At 50.2% G+C, this 20,267-nt stretch carries 6 protein-coding genes; 1 reads left to right on the plus strand and 5 read right to left on the minus strand.

Annotation, left to right across the window (positions count from 1 at the left end):
- Positions 1–18: 18 nt before the first annotated feature.
- The 4 genes from AC5YB1_RS07520 to AC5YB1_RS07535 are packed head-to-tail and all read right to left on the minus strand — an operon-like array spanning position 19 to position 16,653.
- Positions 19–5,775 (minus strand): hotdog fold thioesterase, encoded by a 5,757-nt coding sequence (locus tag AC5YB1_RS07520; RefSeq protein WP_494521325.1) that lies wholly within the window; start codon positions 5,773–5,775, stop codon positions 19–21.
- The gene (locus AC5YB1_RS07525) at positions 5,775–7,970 is read right to left on the minus strand and encodes a PfaB family protein (RefSeq protein WP_494521326.1); all 2,196 of its coding nucleotides are present in this window, start codon (positions 7,968–7,970) and stop codon (positions 5,775–5,777) included. The genes AC5YB1_RS07520 and AC5YB1_RS07525 overlap by 1 nt, the downstream gene beginning before the upstream one ends.
- Positions 7,970–15,775 carry an SDR family NAD(P)-dependent oxidoreductase gene (locus tag AC5YB1_RS07530; RefSeq protein ID WP_494521327.1) on the minus strand — a complete coding sequence of 2,602 codons (7,806 nt, stop codon included), beginning with the start codon at positions 15,773–15,775 and terminating at the stop codon, positions 7,970–7,972. The genes AC5YB1_RS07525 and AC5YB1_RS07530 overlap by 1 nt, the downstream gene beginning before the upstream one ends.
- A complete protein-coding gene (locus AC5YB1_RS07535; RefSeq protein WP_494521328.1) occupies positions 15,775–16,653 on the minus strand; it encodes a transposase family protein in 879 nt (292 codons plus the stop codon). Before AC5YB1_RS07535 ends, AC5YB1_RS07530 begins: the two co-directional genes overlap by 1 nt.
- A 434-nt stretch (positions 16,654–17,087) precedes the next feature.
- On the opposite strand from AC5YB1_RS07535, the gene fusA reads away from it, so the two are divergent.
- Positions 17,088–19,136 carry an elongation factor G gene (gene fusA / locus AC5YB1_RS07540; protein ID WP_494521329.1) on the plus strand — a complete coding sequence of 683 codons (2,049 nt, stop codon included), beginning with the start codon at positions 17,088–17,090 and terminating at the stop codon, positions 19,134–19,136.
- 108 nt (positions 19,137–19,244) lie between these two features.
- Here the strand turns inward: fusA and AC5YB1_RS07545 are convergent, their stop codons facing one another.
- Positions 19,245–20,099, minus strand: a complete 855-nt coding sequence (locus tag AC5YB1_RS07545; RefSeq protein WP_475514406.1) for a PA4780 family RIO1-like protein kinase — start codon at positions 20,097–20,099, stop codon at positions 19,245–19,247.
- Between the last annotated feature and the right edge of the window lie 168 nt (positions 20,100–20,267).

Genomic DNA, 20,267 nt, shown 5'->3' on the forward strand with positions numbered 1-20,267 from the left:
CCTCAAGTGATCTATTTTTTACAAGGCTTCTTCGATACAGATAGCAATGTCGGTGACTTCGTAGATACGCAGCCCATCTTTACTTAGGCTTGCGTTACCTGTGATCACCTTCTTGTCACCTTCATCTTTTATCGAGGTAATACTGACATCCATCGACATCTGCTTATTGAGTGGGTTGATCTGACCGCGATATTTCCACTTAATGTTTGACAAAATCTGGCCAAACTTAGGGTTTTTAAATCCAGCGCCCAAATCTTTACTGATGGCGTAAGTTTGCATGGTTTCGATAATGGCTTCAACGCCTAACGAACCTGGCATCACAGGATCTTGGTGGAAATGGAACTGGAAGAACCAGTCGCTAGGATCGATAGTGCGCTCAGCATAGAGATAGCCTAAGCCTTCGGTGCCGCCGTTATCGACAATCTCGACGCTATCGATAAAGTTGAGTTGTCCGCCAGCAAGGCGATAGTGAGGCTGATTGGCCGGCGCATTAAAGTGGCGCCCAGCTTTATCTAACAAATTCACTTTGGTGTCGGCACTAATGCCTTTGGCCACATGCCAAGGCTGAGTCACTTTGCCATTGTCTAAGCCCAGCTGGTCTTTAAGCGCATCGCCTTTGAAGTAGCCAAATACTGCGGTGCCGCGATAGAAGGGCTCACCGTCGGTGCTCAACTCAAAGCTGAAACTTTGAATAATATTAGTGCCAGCCATCACCGTCGACAACAGACGCGAGTCGTTGACAATGGTTTTACCGCGTAGGTCGACATCGCGTAGTAGCTCGCCACTACCATCTAGGTTGCGGAAAAACAGCTCAAGCCCCGGAAAGCCTAATGTGGTGCCCATGTAACCAGAGATGAAGCCATTAGGCTGCAAAGAGATCTCCATCAGCACCGAATAAGGCATGACAGCATGGTGGCTATTCTTATCGAAATACCACGCATCCGTTGGCACTTCATATTCGGCAATACAGCTTGACGGCTTTTTAAATTCCCCACGTTTACCGTTAACTTCTACTACGCGGGTGGTTAACTGCAGATCGCCGCACGGGGTACGTGGCGGGATCATTCCGCGATAAATTGAAAACTCAGAGCCAAAGCAGTTTTCAATATTGCCTGTGGCAAATTCAAATAGGTGGTACGGCGTAAACGGGACTGTGTCAGGCACGCGATTGGGATAATCAGGTGTGAGTGGTGCCTCTACATGTGACAGAGGGATCACGCCTTTGTTAGGTGCAGCGCTCAAATCAGGCACTTGTGCCATTAACGGTGCATTGATTGACGCACCTTGATAGCCCTTTTTAGCACTTGCTGAGTCAGCAGGCACTGTGCTGCTAATCGCCAATGGAGCGTCATAGCGGGTGCACTCATCTTGCTCTTTGATCATCACGCCGAGGTTTTGGAAGTCCACCACCACTTTGCCATTAAGCAGAATGTCGATGTTGGCTTTGGCATAAGGACGTGGGCTGAATCCAATCTCGGTCACTTCCATACGATAGGTGAGCTGGGCCGATTGCGGAAGAACCTGACCACGACAACGTACCTTTTGTGACGCATTTTCAAGTGGTTGGAAACGACCATTTTTCGTTTGGGTGTGCATCCCTAGGTGTAACATGTAGAACTGCAGTAACTGGCCACAGCCCTCTGCCATCAAGGAGCCTGCCATCACCTGATCATCTTTAAAGTGACAAGGGAAGTACCAATGGTTAGGTTCCAGTTGCTTATGACCTTCGATTAACCCTAGTCCCCATGCACCGCCCGTTCTGTCGACCTTACTGACCTGTTCGATCATCAAGAACTTCTCAGAGGCAAAACACAGTGACGGTTGAGCTGAACCTGCGTGTGACGGACCAAAACAGCCTTCAATGTCGGCCGATAATAGCTTATGAATCGCAGTGTAATCGAACTGAGTCTGCGGGCAATCCAGTAGCGGATTAAAGCGTAGCTTAGTTGCGTTATTACGGGCCTTAATTTCATCTTCTGTGCGAATGACACCCTTACCGTCGGCCAGTTCAGCATCGGTAAAGAAGCCAGCACAGCCACCATCCATCTTGAGGATCATGGTATCGCCAACGAAACACTCATAAGAGAAGAAGAACAACAGGGTATCGCCGTTACGGGCATAGTGGTTGATCTTAATATCGTATCTTAATGTGTCACCGCCCCGTGGCAGGTCGCCTAAGAAGGTGAGGGTACAGTCCAGTAGACGGTAAACGCGCTCACCCTTGTTTTCAAAATCAATACCTAAGTAGCTGATTAGCATTAAGTCACACTGACCCGATTCAACGGCAACTGCCCAAGGAATTTGGCCATCGACTAAGTAAGGCGCATCCTCTGGGATGTCATACTCAGTGGTCATTGAACTTGGCTTGTATTCATTAATGTTGGCGTCGAGTTTCGTCACCCGCGACACCAACAGATAGTCGGTGGTCGGTAGGCGAACGCGGCGCGAATAGTTATCGATTGAGGCATATTCTGGGCCAAATACTTTGGCGATGTCGCCTTCAGCATACTCGACGAGATCATGGTAATCCCAGATGCAGGGCTTGTGTGCTGGCACTGGGGCGCGGTAAGGTTCTACTTTGTCATGCTGTGGTTTAAGGGTTGGTTGCGCTTTAGCCTGCACGTGTGACTGAGCCGGCGCCGCACCAGTGGCTTGTGCAAGCTGCTGCTTGAGCAGTTGGTCAGCCACTTTAAGGCCTGTTTCACGGCTTTTTAGGAAGGCGATATGCGCCTGCTGTGTGAGCTGCTGGTTATGTTGAAATGCCGCTAACTCGCCTTGTGGCAAATCTAATTGGCTCGCATCGAATGCGCTGGGTGTGTTGCTTGTCATGATGTTCTGGGTACCTATTGCTTTAGCAATGTGAGCCTGTGTTGGCGTTTGGGCATCTGCCGCCGACGTCGCAACTGGCTGTGGGTAGCTGATTAGTTGCGACGCACGTGAAGTGGTTGGCGCTAAATGACCCTGAGCAACTTTTGCTTTGATGGTGTCTAGGCCAGGTATCGGGGTGTTAATAATATGACCCACGATATCGCGCCCACCTAAACCGACCTCTTTCACTAAGCTGCGCTCAGCGTGGGTGCCTAAGGTGTGTGCCAGTCGCTGAGTCAGTGCTGTGCACTGCGCGGCATCTTGACTGATGTGGGTTAGCGAACACTGATTTTCACTGATGTTAGCGATCACCGCATGCTGACTTGTATCTTGCGCACCTTGTTGATTGCATTGTTGATTGAGGCGCAGCAGGCCATAGATAAGGCTGGTCATGCCTGCGGCGGCAAAGCTGTGTCCAAGCTGTTGTTGACCCTGCTCATAACGTGCATGGGTTAGCGGCAATGCTTGTTGCAATTGGTCGCATGTCAACGCGCTGCCTGGAGCAATACTCTGCTCAACTAGACTGATTTGTGCGCCATGGGTGCCTGTGAGTGTCAGTAACTCATCGGCGACGCGGCTAACCGTGCTGGTGGCGCCAAAGTTTACGCTCTCAATGGTGGCATAACTTTGCTTGGCTTGGGCAAGTGGTTCGAGCACTATCGCCCCCGCGCCCTCTGCCAGTTTCCAGCCTGTATCGCTTGGGGTTACCGCCATCGGACTTACGGCATTTTTAAGCATCACCTGCTCAATGCTGCCAGAGAGGTCGACCGCGGCAATCACCACGGCATCGAGCTGTTCTTGCACCATCATATTTTCGGCCACATCGAGTGCGCGACTCACAGACTGTTCACCCGCTGAAATGGTGAAAGCAGGGCCGTTAAAATCCCAAAGGGATGCGATACGCGATGCCATGATGTTGCCAATAAAGCTGGTGTACTGGTTGAGCTTGGCAGCATCGAGCACGCTGTCCATGGCGATGGTTTCGATGGATTGATACTCACTGTCTGTGAGTGTCACGCCCATGGCATTGAGGCTTTGTTTCAATTGCGTATGCAGATTGACGCGGCCACGGAACTGATGTAGTTCAAGCTCTGTCTCCATTGCGACCAGCACGGCCACTTTCTGGCCCGGCTTTAACTTGGCATCACGAATGGCCTCGTCGGTCACCTTCATCAACATCAGTTGCTGACAGATCAAGCGATCATCTTCATTAGGCGGCAGTTTAAAGCGTAAAAAATCCAGCTCAAAACTGTCAACATAAGCCCCTTGTGGAATGGCATGGATGCCAAATTTAGCTAATAGTTCAGGGTGCTTGTCGAGCCCTTTCCAACGTTTGTTGGGGAGGTCGATAAACGCATGTTGACCCTGTTGTAAGGTCGCATCGAGTTGATTAATGGTGCTAAGCGGCCCAATGTGGCTGGCGATACCGCTAATGGCAAATGCGGGAGTTGAGCCGTTACTGCAGGCCTGTGAAGGTGCGCTTGCAGCTCTTGGCTGTTTAGCGGTGTATGACTCTAATAGTAGGTGAGCATTACAGCCACCAAAGCCAAATACCGAGACCCCTGCAAGCCGTTCATGGTTGCCTGGCTTTACCGGCCATGGGGTGACTTTATTTGGCAAAGTATGAGCACCAAATAGGCCATTTGGCGAGCCAATGGCCTCACTAATATTAATGCTGGGCGGCAATACGCCTTGGCGCATGGCGAAGATCATCTTCATGATCCCCGGCATACCAGCGGCAGTAAGTAGGTGGCCTAAGTTGGATTTGGCTGAGCCAATAAGGGGTGCGGCTGAGCCATTGAGACGTGGTGCAAAAAACTGCTCCATCGAGGCCAGTTCAACCTTGTCTCCCAGTGGCGTGCCAGTGGCATGACATTCGATCACTTCGATATTTTCTGGCGCTATGTCGCTGCTGCGATAGGCGCGTTCGAAGGCCTTTACTTGGCCTTTGCTATTTGGACTCAGTACAAACTGGCCTTTACCGTCGTTAGACAGGCCGATCCCGCTGACCACGGCGTAGATCTTATCGCCGTCGCGCTCGGCATCGTCGAGACGTTTAAGCGCCAGTACGCCAGCGCCTTCACCGGCAAACAAGCCTTTGCTGTTTTTATCAAAGGGGGCTGAGAATCCATGATCTGGGTAGGCGTGAAAAATCGAGAACCCCATATTGATAAAGAAAGGGTCCGCGCCAGAAACGGCGCCCGCCAACATTAAATCGGCTTTGCCCGTTGCAAGGTAATCACAGGCTAATTTAAGTGAATAAACTGAGCTGGCACAGGCGGCATCTAGGCTGAGCTGCACGCGACCAAGGCCTAGCGCGTCGGCAACAACCTTAGAGGCATTATGGGCAATAGCCCCGTTGGCACAATCGATTGATGGCGTGTGTTGGGTCTGCGCGTTAAAGGCTTGCAGGCGAAAATCTCGGCTATCTAACTTGGTTTGCAAGGCCTTCTCTACCGCATTGTGATAGAGCGGCAGAAACAGCTCATTCGATTTTGCGGTTGGGAATGACAGCGCGCCCATGATGATGCCTGTGCGCTCGAGTAGCGGTGAGTCCACTGCCACGCCTGCATCGAGTAGCGCGTTACGGCTGGTATCGAGTGCCCATTTGAAACTGTCATCGAGTCCCTTGAGCTGCTCAGCCCCGATACGATAGCCGTTTGCATCGAAGATAAAGTCTTCAATATAGCCGCCGTTGTCGCAGTAGAAACGATCCGATTGGCCCTGTACACCTTGATAGTCGCTGCTATTGGCACCGAGTTTTTTATCGCTCAATGTGGTACGTGAGTCGCGTTTATCGAGTAAGTTTTGCCAAAATTGATCCGGCGTTTTAGCGTCGGGATACAGGGTCGCTAACCCGACTATCGCTATTTTGCATGGTTGAGAAGGCGCTTCATTTGAAGGCATTATGCTTCCCCTTTTAATAAGGTATTTGCCGCATCAGTTGTCTTTAGCTGCTCTTGCAGTGCTAATTGACGCTTTAGTCCCAGCTGCAACACGGTCAGGCTGACGGGGACACGATGACTGATTAACTGTCCGATCGCCTTAAGCAGAGTCGCGATATCGCTGCTCCCTTTGGCGTTTAGCGGAATAGTGCAGCATTGAGATGTAAGGTGTGCCGACGGTGATAACAGATTATCGATGAGTTTTTCACTGTCACTGCTTTTTAGTATTTTGTCTATGAGAGTGCAGTTTTGGCGATCGGCACCGATTTCGACAAATAGCCGTGCGCCTTGGCGCGTTGCACTCTGGATCAGGGCTGTAAAATCTAAGCTATTGCAGAAGGTATCGGCAATCGAGGTTGCTATCAGCTTAGGATTCAACTGACCCTGTTCATCGCCAACGCCCCTATCGATACCTTTGCCTGTATCGGCGGCGCTGATAAATGTGACTGGGTGACTCACCGCTTCTGGAACAATATTTTGCTGATAAAAAGCGATCACATTTTCATGCTGGCTGAGTGCAGGTGTCGTGTGCATTGCCGTTACACGATTGGCTGCAATCCCGCGTTTCCCCAAGGCTTTTAGTAGCTGCTGACAGCCATGCTCACAACCTGCAATCACGCAGGTGTCTCCCTGAGTAATAGCTAAGTAAACACGTGGATATTGCTCAAGCATTGAGCGAATCGACTCAGGAGTGCAGCGTACTACAAAGCTGTTCCAATGAATCACATCGCTATCGGTCAGTCCCCAAGCGCTGCGCACAGCGCTTAAGTCGCCTGAGATGACGGACGTAAATAGCGGATCGCTTTTGGTTTTGTCGATCAAGAGATGAGGCTGCTGCCATACGTCAAGACTGGCCCACATTGAGGCTTCGCCCATGGAGTAACCTAGCGCGTATTCTGGCTTAACATCAAACTCATCCATTAATAGTTTGCTCAGCAGATAACTCGCACCTACGCCTGCAATCGCCATATCGCCCAGCGCCATCTGCTCTGTGATCTGTTTGTCGCTATGATAGATCTCATCAGCCTGTAACATGGCTTTGAGATCGCCTTGCTGCTCTAAGCGGGCATAGAGCGCAGGGAAATAGTGATGCAGTTCGCTGAGCATGTCGTGGTAGACAGTGCCAACACCAGGATAAACAAAGGCCAGGTGTTGTTGTCCAAGTGGCTCGGCCGTAAAAAAGCTTCCAGCTGGGGTTTTGTATTGTCCTTTTTCTTTAAACACTCCGCCTAACGCATCACTCATACAGGCAATCTCTTGCGTGAGAGACTCTATGCTAGTGGCTTGCAATGTGAGCGCAAAACGTGGACTGGTACTGATTTCAAATTCATGTAAATTTTCCTGCATTAACTCCAGCAAAGATGACGTGATCTTTGAATTGTCGACCATCAACCTAATACTATCTAGCTCAGCGGCTAACGCCCACAAACCTTGATTTAACTCGGCTTCACTGGTGCCAGAGATTAAGAAGAATAGGCGCTGTGCTTTGAGCAAGGATCTTGCTTTTAATCGACCCGTACCTTGGGTCAGCACAATGGCTACATGGATCATTGCACTATCTGCGGGGTCAAATTGCAGATTTAACCTTGCTACACGTGCCTGATAACGCTCTGTAAACCAATAGTGGCTCGAGTTATCGTCACGGGTAATGGTGCGCTGTGCGATATCGATAATCAGTTGGCAAAGCGCGTCAAATGCAAGTTGATTGCGTTCAACCTCTGGATGACTCACTTGTTCATTATTAATAACAAGAGTGCGCTGACAGTTTACCGCGCTCAGATCTCGCTTAGCTTGTTTTAGCGCGAGGTTCGATGCCACGTCAGCAGTTTTGGCATATTGCACCCCAGCGAGATACGCGTGCGGATGCAGCTTTCGCTGCGCGGCCACAAGTGCGGGCATTAATACCAAACTGCTTTGCGGTGCCTGAATGTTGACTACTTCGCCAGCGGCCACAAGGTCTAGCGCCATTTCAAGATTTGTTGTGAACCTGTCAAGCTCAATCACCAAGATAGGTTCATTGCTCAGCTCGCTAGGCATAACGTCTGCCATATTAATCACGAGCGCGGCGACACGCAGTGGCGCCGCCTCATCTTGGTCAAGCTTGCTATCGCTTTGCGTTGCACTCCCTTTATTGAGAGTCCCATTATTGAGTGTCACTATGCATGATCCTCTTTAATGTGTTGCTCGTTAACAAAAGCGCCGTTAAGCGATTTGCTAATGGTCACTTTTGCCGATCTCATTACGCAGCTTAATTGGCCATTTTGATGATACAGGGCGACATCAGCGATGAGCTGTCGGCTGCTGGTTTTAAGGACGGTGAGTTCAATATAACCATTGTCGCCAAAGTCCATAGGTAACACACTGACGAACTCGCCAATGGTCGAGGGTAGGCTGGCAGCACCATAGGTTAATCTTGCCCAAACTAGCATCGCTTGCAGTAGCAGATCTTCAGCAAAAGGCTGACACCCTTTAGCCGTTAAGCTTGGGGTAAAGTCGCCACAATCTTGCTTGGCCACATTAGGCAGCTGACAGCTAACCACTAAGCCGTGCTCATTAAAGCGCAGCACCTTATCTAAGCCTTGTAAACGCGGACCATGGAACAGGGTGCCGTCGCTGTAAAGCCTAGCTTTATCCGTTACAGGCACGACTTGGCTGAGCTCATCAAACTGCTTAGTGCTATGTTGCACGTCGCCTGCATTCACTAATAGTGCCTGATACTGAGGCCGTCCTTCACAGCTGATTAACGCCTTAATACCTTTGAGTGCACCCGCTTCATATTGCGGGGTTAAGCTCATCATTAAGGTTTGGCTCTCGCCTGAGTCGAACACTATGCCTTTGAGTAACTTGTAGTCTTGCACCATGAGCGTTAGCCCATACTGCTCAAGCGCCGCTTCGCGCATCCATTGGATAGCACAGACCGTTGGCAATACGGGATTGCCACCAATGCGGTGATCTCGAACAAAGGTCAATGCATCAGGCTTTAGCACTCGCTTAAGTGTCACTTCAGTCAGTGCGGTGACGTCGCGCTGCGGGCGCTGTGCAACTTGCACCTCACCCGCATTAGGCTTTTTTACCGTCGCTTCCTTAGTGGCAGTGTTACTTTTGCTGTTGCCTTGCATGTCTGTGCCCACGAGCAGCTGCACGCCACTCTCTGTGAGTAGTTGGGTTGCAAATAGCTCCGCACCTGCTTGCAGAGGGATCACATACACGCCTCGGTCAGTAAACATCTTTTTCAGCGCCGGGTTAACCATGCCGCCATCCCAAGGTCCCCAGTTAAAGCTCATCACTTTGGCACTTGGGTGCTTTGCCGACAGTTGCAGTGCCGCTTTGTTAAGGATGTCGTTCGACATGGCATAGTCGCTTTGGCCAGTATTGCCGTAGAAACCTGCCGCCGAGGAGAACATGGCAACCAGTTTTAGCTGGCTGGTATCAATGACAGAAAGCAGTGCCTTGAGGCCGTTGACTTTGGTGCCATAAACCCGTGCCAGTTCATCTAAGGTTTTGTCTTGGATATGTTTGTCAGCCAAGACACCAGCACCATGGATAAGGCCTGTGATTGGCGTTATCTGAGTGATAGCGCTCAGTGCGCTGTTTACCGAGTCAGCATTGCTCACATCCATGCTGATGTATTCGGCGCTCGCGCCTACTGCGTTAAACGCATCCAGCGCGGCATTGATCTCTAAACTGCTCTGTACCGGCCACACGAGTGCATCTACCTGCTTAGGCGTTGGTTTGTCACCCGAGACAATAATGTGGGCAATCGCGGCTGATTTGAGCTCAGTGGCAGATTTACCTTGTGCCCAGCTGGGCAGATTGTTAAGGGTCACATGTTGGCTACGACCCGCCAAGATAAAGTGAGACTGACAACGCTTAGCGAGAGCTAGGGCACACTCAAAGGTTACGCCTTTTGCACCCCCGGTCACCAGTATTTTATCTGCGCTGTTTAGCTCACTTTTTGCTGTTTTTACGCTCGCATCGCCTGCAATCAGGGCTGTGCGCTGCAGTTGACCTTGCTCATTGAGGCTTAAACCTGCTTCGTTCAATGTTGCATTGCTATCAAACAGCTCGTTGGCGATGGCATCACTTAAGCGGCTGGCATCCAATGCAGGTGCGATGTCTAATGCACGGCAAAATACGCTTGGCCACTCGTGACTTAATGTCTTGGTGAGACCAGCCAGTGCGGCTTGGTTGAGCTCTGCAGTTTTTAACTGTTCAAGGTCTAAATAACCGAAGCCACCGTCAATACGACTGACGCTGATGAACGCGCGTCGCGCACCGGTATCTTGGGTTAATTTAGCTTGCAACAACTTGGCCCACAAGAAGGCTTGGCTCAAGTGATTGAAGCTGTCGTCGCTAAGCTGCACGCTGCTATTATCTGTTGCTTGCGTCTCTTGTGGGTGCAAGTGAACAAAGCCGCTGATAGTGCCTAACTGCTTTTCAATCTGATCAATTACGGCAGCGATGCCAGTTTCATCTGCACTGTCAGCTTGAAAGCTTTTGATATCACTGTTTAGCGGTGACTGTGGTTGACCTTTCGGTAAACGCACTACGGCCACGTTTAAGCCCTGTTTAACCAGTTTCTCGGCTAGCACACCTGCATTATGGCCATCATCATTGATCACAATGTGAGTGTTAGCGGCGAAACAGTTGTTAACTAACTCCGCCGCATCAAGCTTTTTTAGCGCTACCTCGCTGTGAGGTGGCAGTTCAACACTCGGCTCGCTTGAGATCGCAGCAGGCTTATCATTTAAGGGCTCAGCCTTTACAGGCGCAGCGATTGATGAAGCGCCGAGCTTACTGTTCATATAGCTAACAATTTCACCTAAGGTACGACACTCAGCTAAATCTTCTGGGTTTAACTCAGGTAGACCCGGTAGCTCGTCTTGCACTGTGCCCAAAATTTCAACGCGCTTGATAGAGTCGATACCTAAATCGGCTTCCATATCCATCTCTAGGGCGAGCATCTCTGTTGGGTAACCGGTTTTCTCGGCCACCACGTTCATCATGGTGCTCTGCACTTGCTCGTTAGTCAGGCCGCCTTGAACAGGCGCAGCAGTCATGGCAGGAGTGAGGGCAACAGGCGCAGCGGCTATCGCTGGTAACTTGCTGTTCATATAGGCCACGATTTCACCTAAGGTGCGACACTCGGCTAAGTCTTCTGGGCTGAGCTCAGGTAGCCCTGGCAGCTCATCTTGCACTGTGCCCAAAATTTCAACGCGCTTGATAGAGTCGATACCTAAATCGGCTTCCATATCCATCTCGAGGGCGAGCATCTCGGTGGGGTAACCGGTTTTCTCTGCCACCACGTTCATCATGGTGTTGTGCACTTGCTCGTTAGTCAGACCGCTTTGAACAGGCGCAGCAGTCGTGGCAGGAGTGAGGGCCGCTGGCGCATTTGCAGCAACGGGCGCAGCGGCTATCGCTGGTAACTTGCTGTTCATATAGGCCACGATTTCGCCTAAGGTGCGACACTCGGCTAAGTCTTCTGGGCTGAGCTCTGGTAGCCCTGGTAGCTCATCTTGCACTGTGCCTAAAATTTCAACGCGCTTGATAGAGTCGATGCCTAAATCGGCTTCCATATCCATCTCAAGGGCGAGCATCTCAGTTGGGTAACCGGTTTTCTCTGCCACCACGTTCATCATGGTGTTGTGCACTTGCTCGTTAGTCAGACCGCTTTGAACAGGCGCAGCAGTCGTGGCAGTCGTGGCAGGAGTGAGGGCAGCTGGCGCATTTGCAGCAACGGGCGCAGCGGCTGTCGCTGGTAACTTGCTGTTCATGTAAGCAACGATTTCACCTAAGGTGCGACACTCGGCTAAGTCTTCTGGGCTGAGCTCTGGTAAACCTGGTAGCTCATCTTGCACTGTGCCTAAAATTTCGACGCGCTTGATAGAGTCGATGCCTAAGTCGGCTTCCATATCCATCTCAAGCTCAAGCATCTCAGTTGGGTAACCGGTTTTCTCGGCTACCACGTTCATCATGGTGCTATGCACTTGCTCGTTAGTTAGACCGCTTGGAGCCGACGCGCTTGTTGTAACGGGTGCACTGCCAACGGCTGGCAGTTTACTGTTCATGTAAGCAACGATTTCACCTAAGGTGCGACACTCAGCTAAGTCTTCTGGGCTGAGCTCTGGCAAACCTGGTAGCTCATCTTGCACTGTGCCTAAAATTTCAACGCGCTTGATAGAGTCGATGCCTAAGTCGGCTTCCATATCCATCTCAAGTTCAAGCATCTCGGTTGGGTAACCGGTTTTTTCAGCCACTACCGACATCATGGTCGCTTGCACTTTATCAGCAGAAAGCGCGTTGCTTGGCGCTGGTTCAACGACTGGGCTTGCAACAACTGGCGTTATAACGGCTGGTGCAGTAACTGCCACGACAGGCGCTACAGCTTTTGGTGCTACCGCAGGGGCAACGATAGGTGCAGCCTTTGTCATTGAGGTTGCCGCAGTGCTAGCCAATGGTGCAGCGGTAACGACTGGGGCTGACTGGGTTGGCGCTGCTTGTACTGGCGCTGGCGGAGTTGTAGCGATTGCACCATGATTTAACAGTTCAAGCGCAGCAGTACTGCTTTGTGCTTGCAGTTCAAGGAACTGTGTATGGCTTTGCAGCGTTTGCGCCTGATGCTGGTGGAACTGCTCCATTGAGCGTTGCAGACTTTCTGGAATAGTCATTCCAGAGGCTGCCATCTGTGCTTGCGCGGTCATCAAGCTAGTGAAGGTTTCACCATATTGCTGAGGAATTGACAGGAACTGCTGATGCAATGCCGCCGCTTGGCTTTGGGCTGCAAAGAACTGGCTTAGGGCATCGTTGCTCACTGGCGTGGCCATGGTGGTAGCCATTTTGGGCGCAGCCGCTTGTGCTGGGGTATTGTTTACAGGCGAACGGTTTACCGCGCCGTTGTTTTCTACGACTTTTTCCACAACTTTCTCAACTTCCACAATCTTCTCTACTTCTACAATTTTCTCGACTTCGACCACTTTCTCAACTTCAACTAATTTTTCAACTATTTGACTCGAGATCGCACCTGTCTGTAACGATTTGGCCATCTTAGCCTGAGTTGCTGGGCTAATATGATTGGTCGCTGTCAGCTTGATGTTCATTGCCGATGGCTGCTCTTCGGCCGCTATTGGCGCCGCATAAGGATCGAGGTTTTCTAATGCAATACCATTAACAGCTAGTTGAACTGCCGCTTGACGCAGTTGCACATCGCTATTGCCTTTAGGATTTGGGTTGATGCTGACAGTGCACAGTTCGCTCATCTTGTCGCTAAGGGTGTTTTCAACCAATTTTTGTAAGATGTTTTTAGGACCGAACTCAACAAATACACGGGCACCCGCATCATACATGGCTTGCAACTGCTCGCTAAAACGAACCGATTGCAGCATATGTTGCTTAAACTCGCTCTTAATGGTCTTCGCGGCCGAGTTATACTGTTGGCCTGTGGCATTTGAGTAGATCGGGCGTTGTGGCTTAGTGAATTTCGCCGCATCGATAGCCTTAGCAAACGGAGCTTGAGCATGGCCAACCAATGGCGTATGGAACGCACCCGAAACCGGCAGTGAGATCGCTTTAAAGCCGATGTCACTTAAGGCTTTTGCTGCCTCTGAAGTTGCGGCGGTAGGGCCTGCAATCACTAGCTGAGTTGGCGCGTTGTAGTTTGCCACTTTTACGCCATCAAATTTGGCGATAGTTGATTCAAGTAATTCAAGATCACTGGCAGCTTTGGTGATAATGGCATACATTGCGCCGCTATCCACACCGTCATCAAGCTTAGTCGCCATGGCATCGCCGCGGGCAAAGGTGAGCTTGTAGTAATCGTCACTGCTGATAACCCCTGCGGCACAAAGCGCACTGAGTTCACCAAAGCTGTGGCCAGCGACCATGTCAGCTTCAAAACCTGCGGCGGTCAGTAACGCGTATTGGCCCATTGAGATGGCACCAATCGCACTTTGTGCGTTAGCTGTGTTGGTTAATAGTGCTTCTTGTGCCTTTTTAGCCTCAGTGCTAAACACTGGAATAGGGTAAACAACCTGAGACAATGGTGTCTTGTTGTGGGCATCAAACACCTTGTCAGCGCGTACAAATTGCTGGCGTATCTCTGGGAAGTGGCAAGCGAGTTCACGGCCCATATTGAGGTACTGTGAGCCTTGCCCTGCAAAGAGGGCGGCCACTTTACCCTCTGTCATTGCTGCGGCGCGGTAATGAATACCACCTGGCAGTGACCAGTGAGCCTCGTCACTAGATTGCAGCTTGGTTAGCGCCTGATTTATCAGCTTAATGAGCTCGTCATTGCTGCTAGCGACCAAGCCTAGGCGCGGGGCATTAGCCTCAAGTTTTCGTAGACCATAACCGCTGGCGATGTCGGTTAGGCGAGTGCCATTGTTGGCGGCGCTGAGGGCGCTATTGAGGCTTGCGATTAACTCAGCGTTATTCGTGCCACTAAATAGCAGGCTTTGAGCAACGCTGCGCTGACGGTATTGGGTCAGCTGGCTATCGGTACGCGCATGTTCACTGTTGTACTCTTCCAATACAAAGTGGAAGTTAGTGCCGCCAAAACCAAATGAGCTGATCCCCGCGCGGCGCGGCGTGCCATCGGGACGAGGCAGCCAAGGGCGAGTTTCAGTGTTTAAGTAAAACGGTGAGTTTTCGATATCCAGTTTTGGATTTGGCTCGCTGACATTAATGGTAGCTGGCAACACCTTGTGGTGCAGCGCTAGTGCCGCCTTGATCAACCCTGCGGTTCCCGCGGTTGATTTGGTGTGACCGATTTGCGATTTTACCGAACCCAGCGCGATATGTTGTTTGCTGTCATTGTCCTCTGCAAATACTGAGCTTAAGCCCCTAAATTCGGCCGCATCACCGGCGGCTGTGCCCGTGCCGTGCGCTTCGATAAGCCCAAGAGTGTGGGGCGCAAAGCCTGCGTCATCATAGGCGCGTTTAAGTGCCTTAGCTTGACCTTCAGGGCGCGGTGCATAGATAGACTTAAATTTGCCGTCTGACGATGCACCTATGCCTTTGATCACTGAATAGATACGATCGCCGTCACGCTCCGCATCCTCAAGACGCTTAAGCGCTATCATGCCGATGCCTTCGCCAATCATCATCCCTTTAGAGTCGATATCAAAGGGCTGAATGGTTTCATTGGTGGTAAAGGCGGGGGTCTTTGAGAAGCTCATATACATCGAAGGAGAGTTGTCGGTACACACACCACCTGTGATCATCATCTCTGAGCGGCCTTCAACGAGCTCACTCAGCGCCATACGCATAGCGGCTAATGAACCAGCACACGCGGCGTCGACAACACAGTTCATACCACCTAGGTCGAAACGGTTGGCAATACGGCCTGCAATCACGTTACCTAAGGAACCAGGGAATGAGTTCTCTTCCCAGTGGATATACTGGTCTTGGAATTTCTTGATCAGCATTTCACTGTCTGCATCGCTGATACCGCTGTTTTTGAATACTTTTTTAAGTACAGGGTATTGCAAGCGTGCATTGAGACTTTGACTGATCTTTTGACCGCCGCCGACCCCAAGGGTGATCCCGATTTTGTCACGATCATAATCGGCTGGCAGATTGGCATCGGCTAAGACTTCTTTGGCGACGATGAGTGACAATAACTGCGAGGTATCGGTTAACTCGAGGATATTTGGCGGTAGGCCAAACTCCATTGGGTTGAAGTTGACTTCTGGCATAAAGCCGCCGCGCTTACAGTAACTTTTGTCGGGCGCACTCTTATTGGTGTCAAAGTAGTCTTCGCTGTTCCAATGGGTGTCTGGCACTTCCGTTATCGCATCAATTTTCTCACTGATTAAGTCCCAAAACTTGTTCAGGTAGCGAGAGTTGGCAAAGATGCTGGCCATGCCAACGATGGCAATTGGCATATCTTTCAGTCGCTTATTGAGGCGTGTGTCACGCTGCTCAGCGGCTTGTTCGGCTGTAGGTTTAGCGGTCTGGCTCATTATGAGTCTCCAGTAGATGCCTGAGTGTCAGGCGTCTTGTTGTGAATGTCAGCGTCTGTGTGTGTGCCATGAGTGAGCTTGGCACCAGGGAATCGCTGTAAAAATAGGTGATAGTTGCGTACTAATAACTTACGCAAATGAAACGGCCCATGTTGTAATACGTGGGCGATATAGCGTCTTGTGGCTTGGGTATTGCCATCTTGGTATATGTCTAAATAGATCCAGTCACTGTGAGGGTCGATACCCAGTAGCACAGAGCTAGGGGTGGAGTCGGTTAGTTGTGGCGGAATGGTCAGTGATGCTACTTGCACCACAGTGTCGCCATCGGCTTGGGGCAGTGCCAAGGTATTGGCTAATGTTTCAGGGTTTAGCGTATAGGTGGCAATATCGCTCCCTTGTGCGATAGGCAATTGATTAAAATAACGCTCGGGCACGTTGGGGCTTTCGATGTCGCTGACCCGTGATACACCATAACGCTTGAGGCAGCGAGCGAGACCAGAGCGAGATACATTGGGGTTAATAAACTGCTGAGTTACCTCTAACAATCTGTCGAGCGGCATCTTTAATTGATAGCGCAAGCCCACCACCACATATTCTTGCATTGGGGTCAACGTGGTATTGAGATGATGTGGCGTATTCGGTGTGTTATTGACTGAATCGCGCTTACGCCACTTACGTACCGTGGCTTCACTGATATTGAGCACTCTCGCCAGCTGACTTACTGGCAGATCAGAGCCTTGAATGAAGCGGCGCATCTCGGGCGTCGTCGTAGCATTTTTATGGCTTAACTCACTTAATCTGCTGGCCTCAAGGCGTACAGGGCGCGCTGGTAACCTTTCATCTATCACAAGCGGGTTTTCATCCTGAGGTTCAACCATAGGCTCAGTTAAATTCCATTAATAATCAGTTGGGACAACCACCAAATCTTTGCGTACTGATGCCGAAACAACGACACCCTAGGTCACATATTTATCGATGATTCATCATTATTTGCCAGCAGACTACAGTAGGTTTACGGTCAACACAATCACCTGGGACTTAAAAGTCTCGTATGAGTACTGTTTTAGCGTACTCATGTGCGCTCAACATCAGTCTTGAGAGGCTCCCGTATGGATCACTCTTGAGTGTTTATCAATCCGTGATCTCGATCAAAAGTTACTGTGCCTGAGACGCCTATACTGGTTAACAAATCGTTAGCAATGATCACATTAGGGTGGCAGTAGCATCGATGCAGTCTCCACTTTTTGCGTGTACCCCATGATCACACCATCGCGCGGTTGTATCGGGATAACATTAACAAAAGGAGGCCTATATGGCTGAGTTCATGACGGAGCAGATCCGTAACCTAGCGGTGCTCGGACACACGGGGGCAGGTAAATCATCACTGCTCGAGGCATTACTGTTTAAGGGTAAAGCGTTCCCTCAAAAAGGCAGGGTGGATAAGGGCACAAATCATGCCGATTTCACTGCCCAAGAAAAAGATCATCGCCACAGCCTCGAACCCTCCTTTCTCTATCTCGACATTGACAATCAGCACATCAACTTTATCGACACCCCAGGTCTTCCTGACTTTTTTGGACGAGCACTATTACCTCTGCCAGGCGTCGAGACTGTGTTGTTGGTGATTAACGCCATCACAGGGATTGAAACCATCACCCAACGTGCCTTTGAAGCCGCAAGGGCTCAGGGCAAAGTGGTACTTATCGTCGTTAATCATATTGATGGTAATGGCGATAAACTTGCTGCCTTGTTAGACGATATTCAAACTAAGTGGGGCCAAGGGTGTTTACCGGTTAATTTACCTAATACAGATCTTGATAAGGTGATTGATTGTTATCTGCATCCCGAACCACAGCTGCAAGGTGAAGCGCTATTTCATGATATTGCCAGTGCCCGTGATGAGCTGATTGATACGGTATTGGAAGAAGATGATGAGTTAATGGCACTCTATTTAGAGCAGGGAGAGACGTTAACTCCCGAGCAGTTGCATGGGCCGTTAGAGATGGCATTGCGACGGGGGCATTTAGTGCCTATCTGTTTTACTAGCGCCGAAACTGAGATCGGTATTACCGAGCTACTCGAACTGATCATTAAGCTATGCCCTAATCCGCTGGAAGCCAATCCACCGCAGTTTTTAAAAGGATTTGCCGACAAAACTAAGCCTGTAGAGGTCACGCAAGCTGCCGATGATCATGTACTTGCTCATGTATTTCGGGTCGCGATCGATCCTTTCTTTGGTCGGATGGGCGTGTTTAGAGTGCACCAAGGTACGATTCAATTAGGCATGAAGCTCTTTATTGGTGATGGGCGCAAACCTTTCAAAGTCAGTAACTTATTTAAGTTACAAGGGGATAAACAGATCGCAGTGACCTCGGCTATCCCTGGTGATATCTGCGCTGTGTCTAAAGTCGATGAATTGATGGTGGGGGCGGTTTTACATGACAGCCATGATGAGGATGAATTTCGCATGCCGGAATTGCATCTGCCTGAGCCTATCTTTGGCCTAGCGGTGTCGGCCAAGCGTCGCGGTGATGAACAAAAAATTGCCGAGGTGTTGCATAAGTTGGTGGTGGAAGATCCCAGTTTACAGATCGCCAAGAATGAAGCCGAAGGCCAGACCATTTTGCAAGGGCAAGGCGATTTACATTTGCAAATCGCGCTCGAAAAAGCCCACGACCTGTTTAATGTCGATATGGATACCGATGTGCCCGCCGTTGCCTATCGTGAAACCGTGACATCGACAGCGCAGGCGCGTTATCGCCACAAAAAGCAGTCCGGTGGTTCTGGCCAATTTGGTGAAGTGATGCTGGCCATTGAGCCCTTGCCCCGTGGTACAGGATTTGAATTTGTCAGTAAAGTGGTGGGTGGCGCCGTGCCTAGCCAATACATTCCGGCGGTGGAAAAAGGGGTAAAAGAAGCGATGAGTAGCGGCGTCTTGGCGGGTTACCCTTTGCAAGATGTGCGCGTGTCGCTACTTGACGGTAAGCATCATAGTGTTGACTCGAAAGAGATCGCTTTCGTCATGGCCGGCAAAAAGGCTTTTATTGAAGCGGTCCAAGCAGCCAGTCCGGTTATTTTAGAGCCGATAGTGGAGATGAAAGTGCAAGTAGCGCAAGAGCACGTCGGCGATATCACCGGTGATATCAGTGCCAATCGCGGCATTATTTGTGGCACGCAAGCACTCGATAACAACAAGGTCGAGGTGGCAGTAGAAGCACCTCTGGCCACGGTGGATGATTATTCCACTCGGCTTAAATCGCTTACTGGTGGTGATGGGCAATTTTCAGTCAGCTTTAGTCGTTATGATGTGGTACCAGAGCATATACAGCGGGAATTGGTGGCTGGTGCCAAGCGTGATTAGTTAAGCCTATTGGTTGTGTTGGAGCATGGTTTTTACGGTGGGGTTAATGGAGATCCTGTGATGAGATAAGGCGTTATTACTAACGCCTTATTCTTTAACTTTGCCTCATCACAGCTCGTTAGCTTCTCTTATACGCTCGTGTTTTTCTTGTTCCTCTTCAAAGGCAGCTTGGATCTCTTCGAGCACTGAATGGACGTCAGCAGTATGGGTATCTTCTGCAAATTGACCGGTTAACTGGGTGTCAGGGGTCAATTTAGCTTTTTCATACAGGGCCCACATCTCTTTGGCGTATTTGGTTTGTTTTAGCTCGGGGGCAAATTGAGAGTAGTAGCCTGTCATGTTGTTAACATCACGAGCGAGCATGGCTTTGGCGTTATTATTGGCTGAGGCATCAACTGCTTGGGGCAGGTCGATGATCACAGGACCTGTGGCATCCAGTAATACATTAAACTCGGATAGATCACCATGGACTATGCCAGCACACAACATGCGGGTGATGTAACCCATCATGGTGTCGTGATCTTTTATTGCCTGCTCGGGGGTTAGCATCACATCATTGAGACGCGGCGCCACATCCCCATTGGCATCCGTGATGAGTTCCATTAATAACACACCATCGAAACAGCCAAAGGGAGTGGGAACTCTAATATCGGCGGCGGCACATTTATACAGGGCATCAACCTCGGCATTTTGCCAGGCTTGCTCTTGTTGCTCGCGTCCATAGCTTGAGCCTTTTTCCATTGCACGGCTGCGACGGCTATTTCGACTCTTTCTACCTTCTTGATATTGCGCCGCTTTTTTGAAACTACGTTGAGTTGCTTCTTTATAGACTTTGGCGCAGCGGATCTCTGTCCCACAGCGAACGATGTAGACAGTGGCTTCTTTACCGCTCATCAATTGACTGATGACTTCGTCGACGAGACCGTCATCAACGAGTGGTTGTATGCGTTTGGGAGTTTTCATTGCGTCGTTATACCTTACTTCAGCCTCGGATGGTACCTCTACACCAGTAAATAAGCCGATAGTGGCCAATAAGGGGGAATGTTTGTTACCTGTTTTGGTTATCAATAATGGGCGATTTTGTTAACGCTAGTAAGGGGCATCGATTTCATTCTGATTAATCATGTCTGT

It is taken from the genome of Shewanella sp. 433 (genome assembly GCF_059338565.1).

Excerpts from the sequence above, each read along its gene's own strand:
- AC5YB1_RS07520 (WP_494521325.1), bottom strand. The coding sequence starts at position 5,775 with ATGCCTTCAAATGAAGCGCCTTCTCAACCATGCAAAATAGCGATAGTC.
- AC5YB1_RS07530 (WP_494521327.1), bottom strand. The coding sequence starts at position 15,775 with ATGAGCCAGACCGCTAAACCTACAGCCGAACAAGCCGCTGAGCAGCGT.
- AC5YB1_RS07535 (WP_494521328.1), bottom strand. The coding sequence starts at position 16,653 with ATGGTTGAACCTCAGGATGAAAACCCGCTTGTGATAGATGAAAGGTTA.
- fusA (WP_494521329.1), top strand. The coding sequence starts at position 17,088 with ATGGCTGAGTTCATGACGGAGCAGATCCGTAACCTAGCGGTGCTCGGA.
- AC5YB1_RS07545 (WP_475514406.1), bottom strand. The coding sequence starts at position 20,099 with ATGAAAACTCCCAAACGCATACAACCACTCGTTGATGACGGTCTCGTC.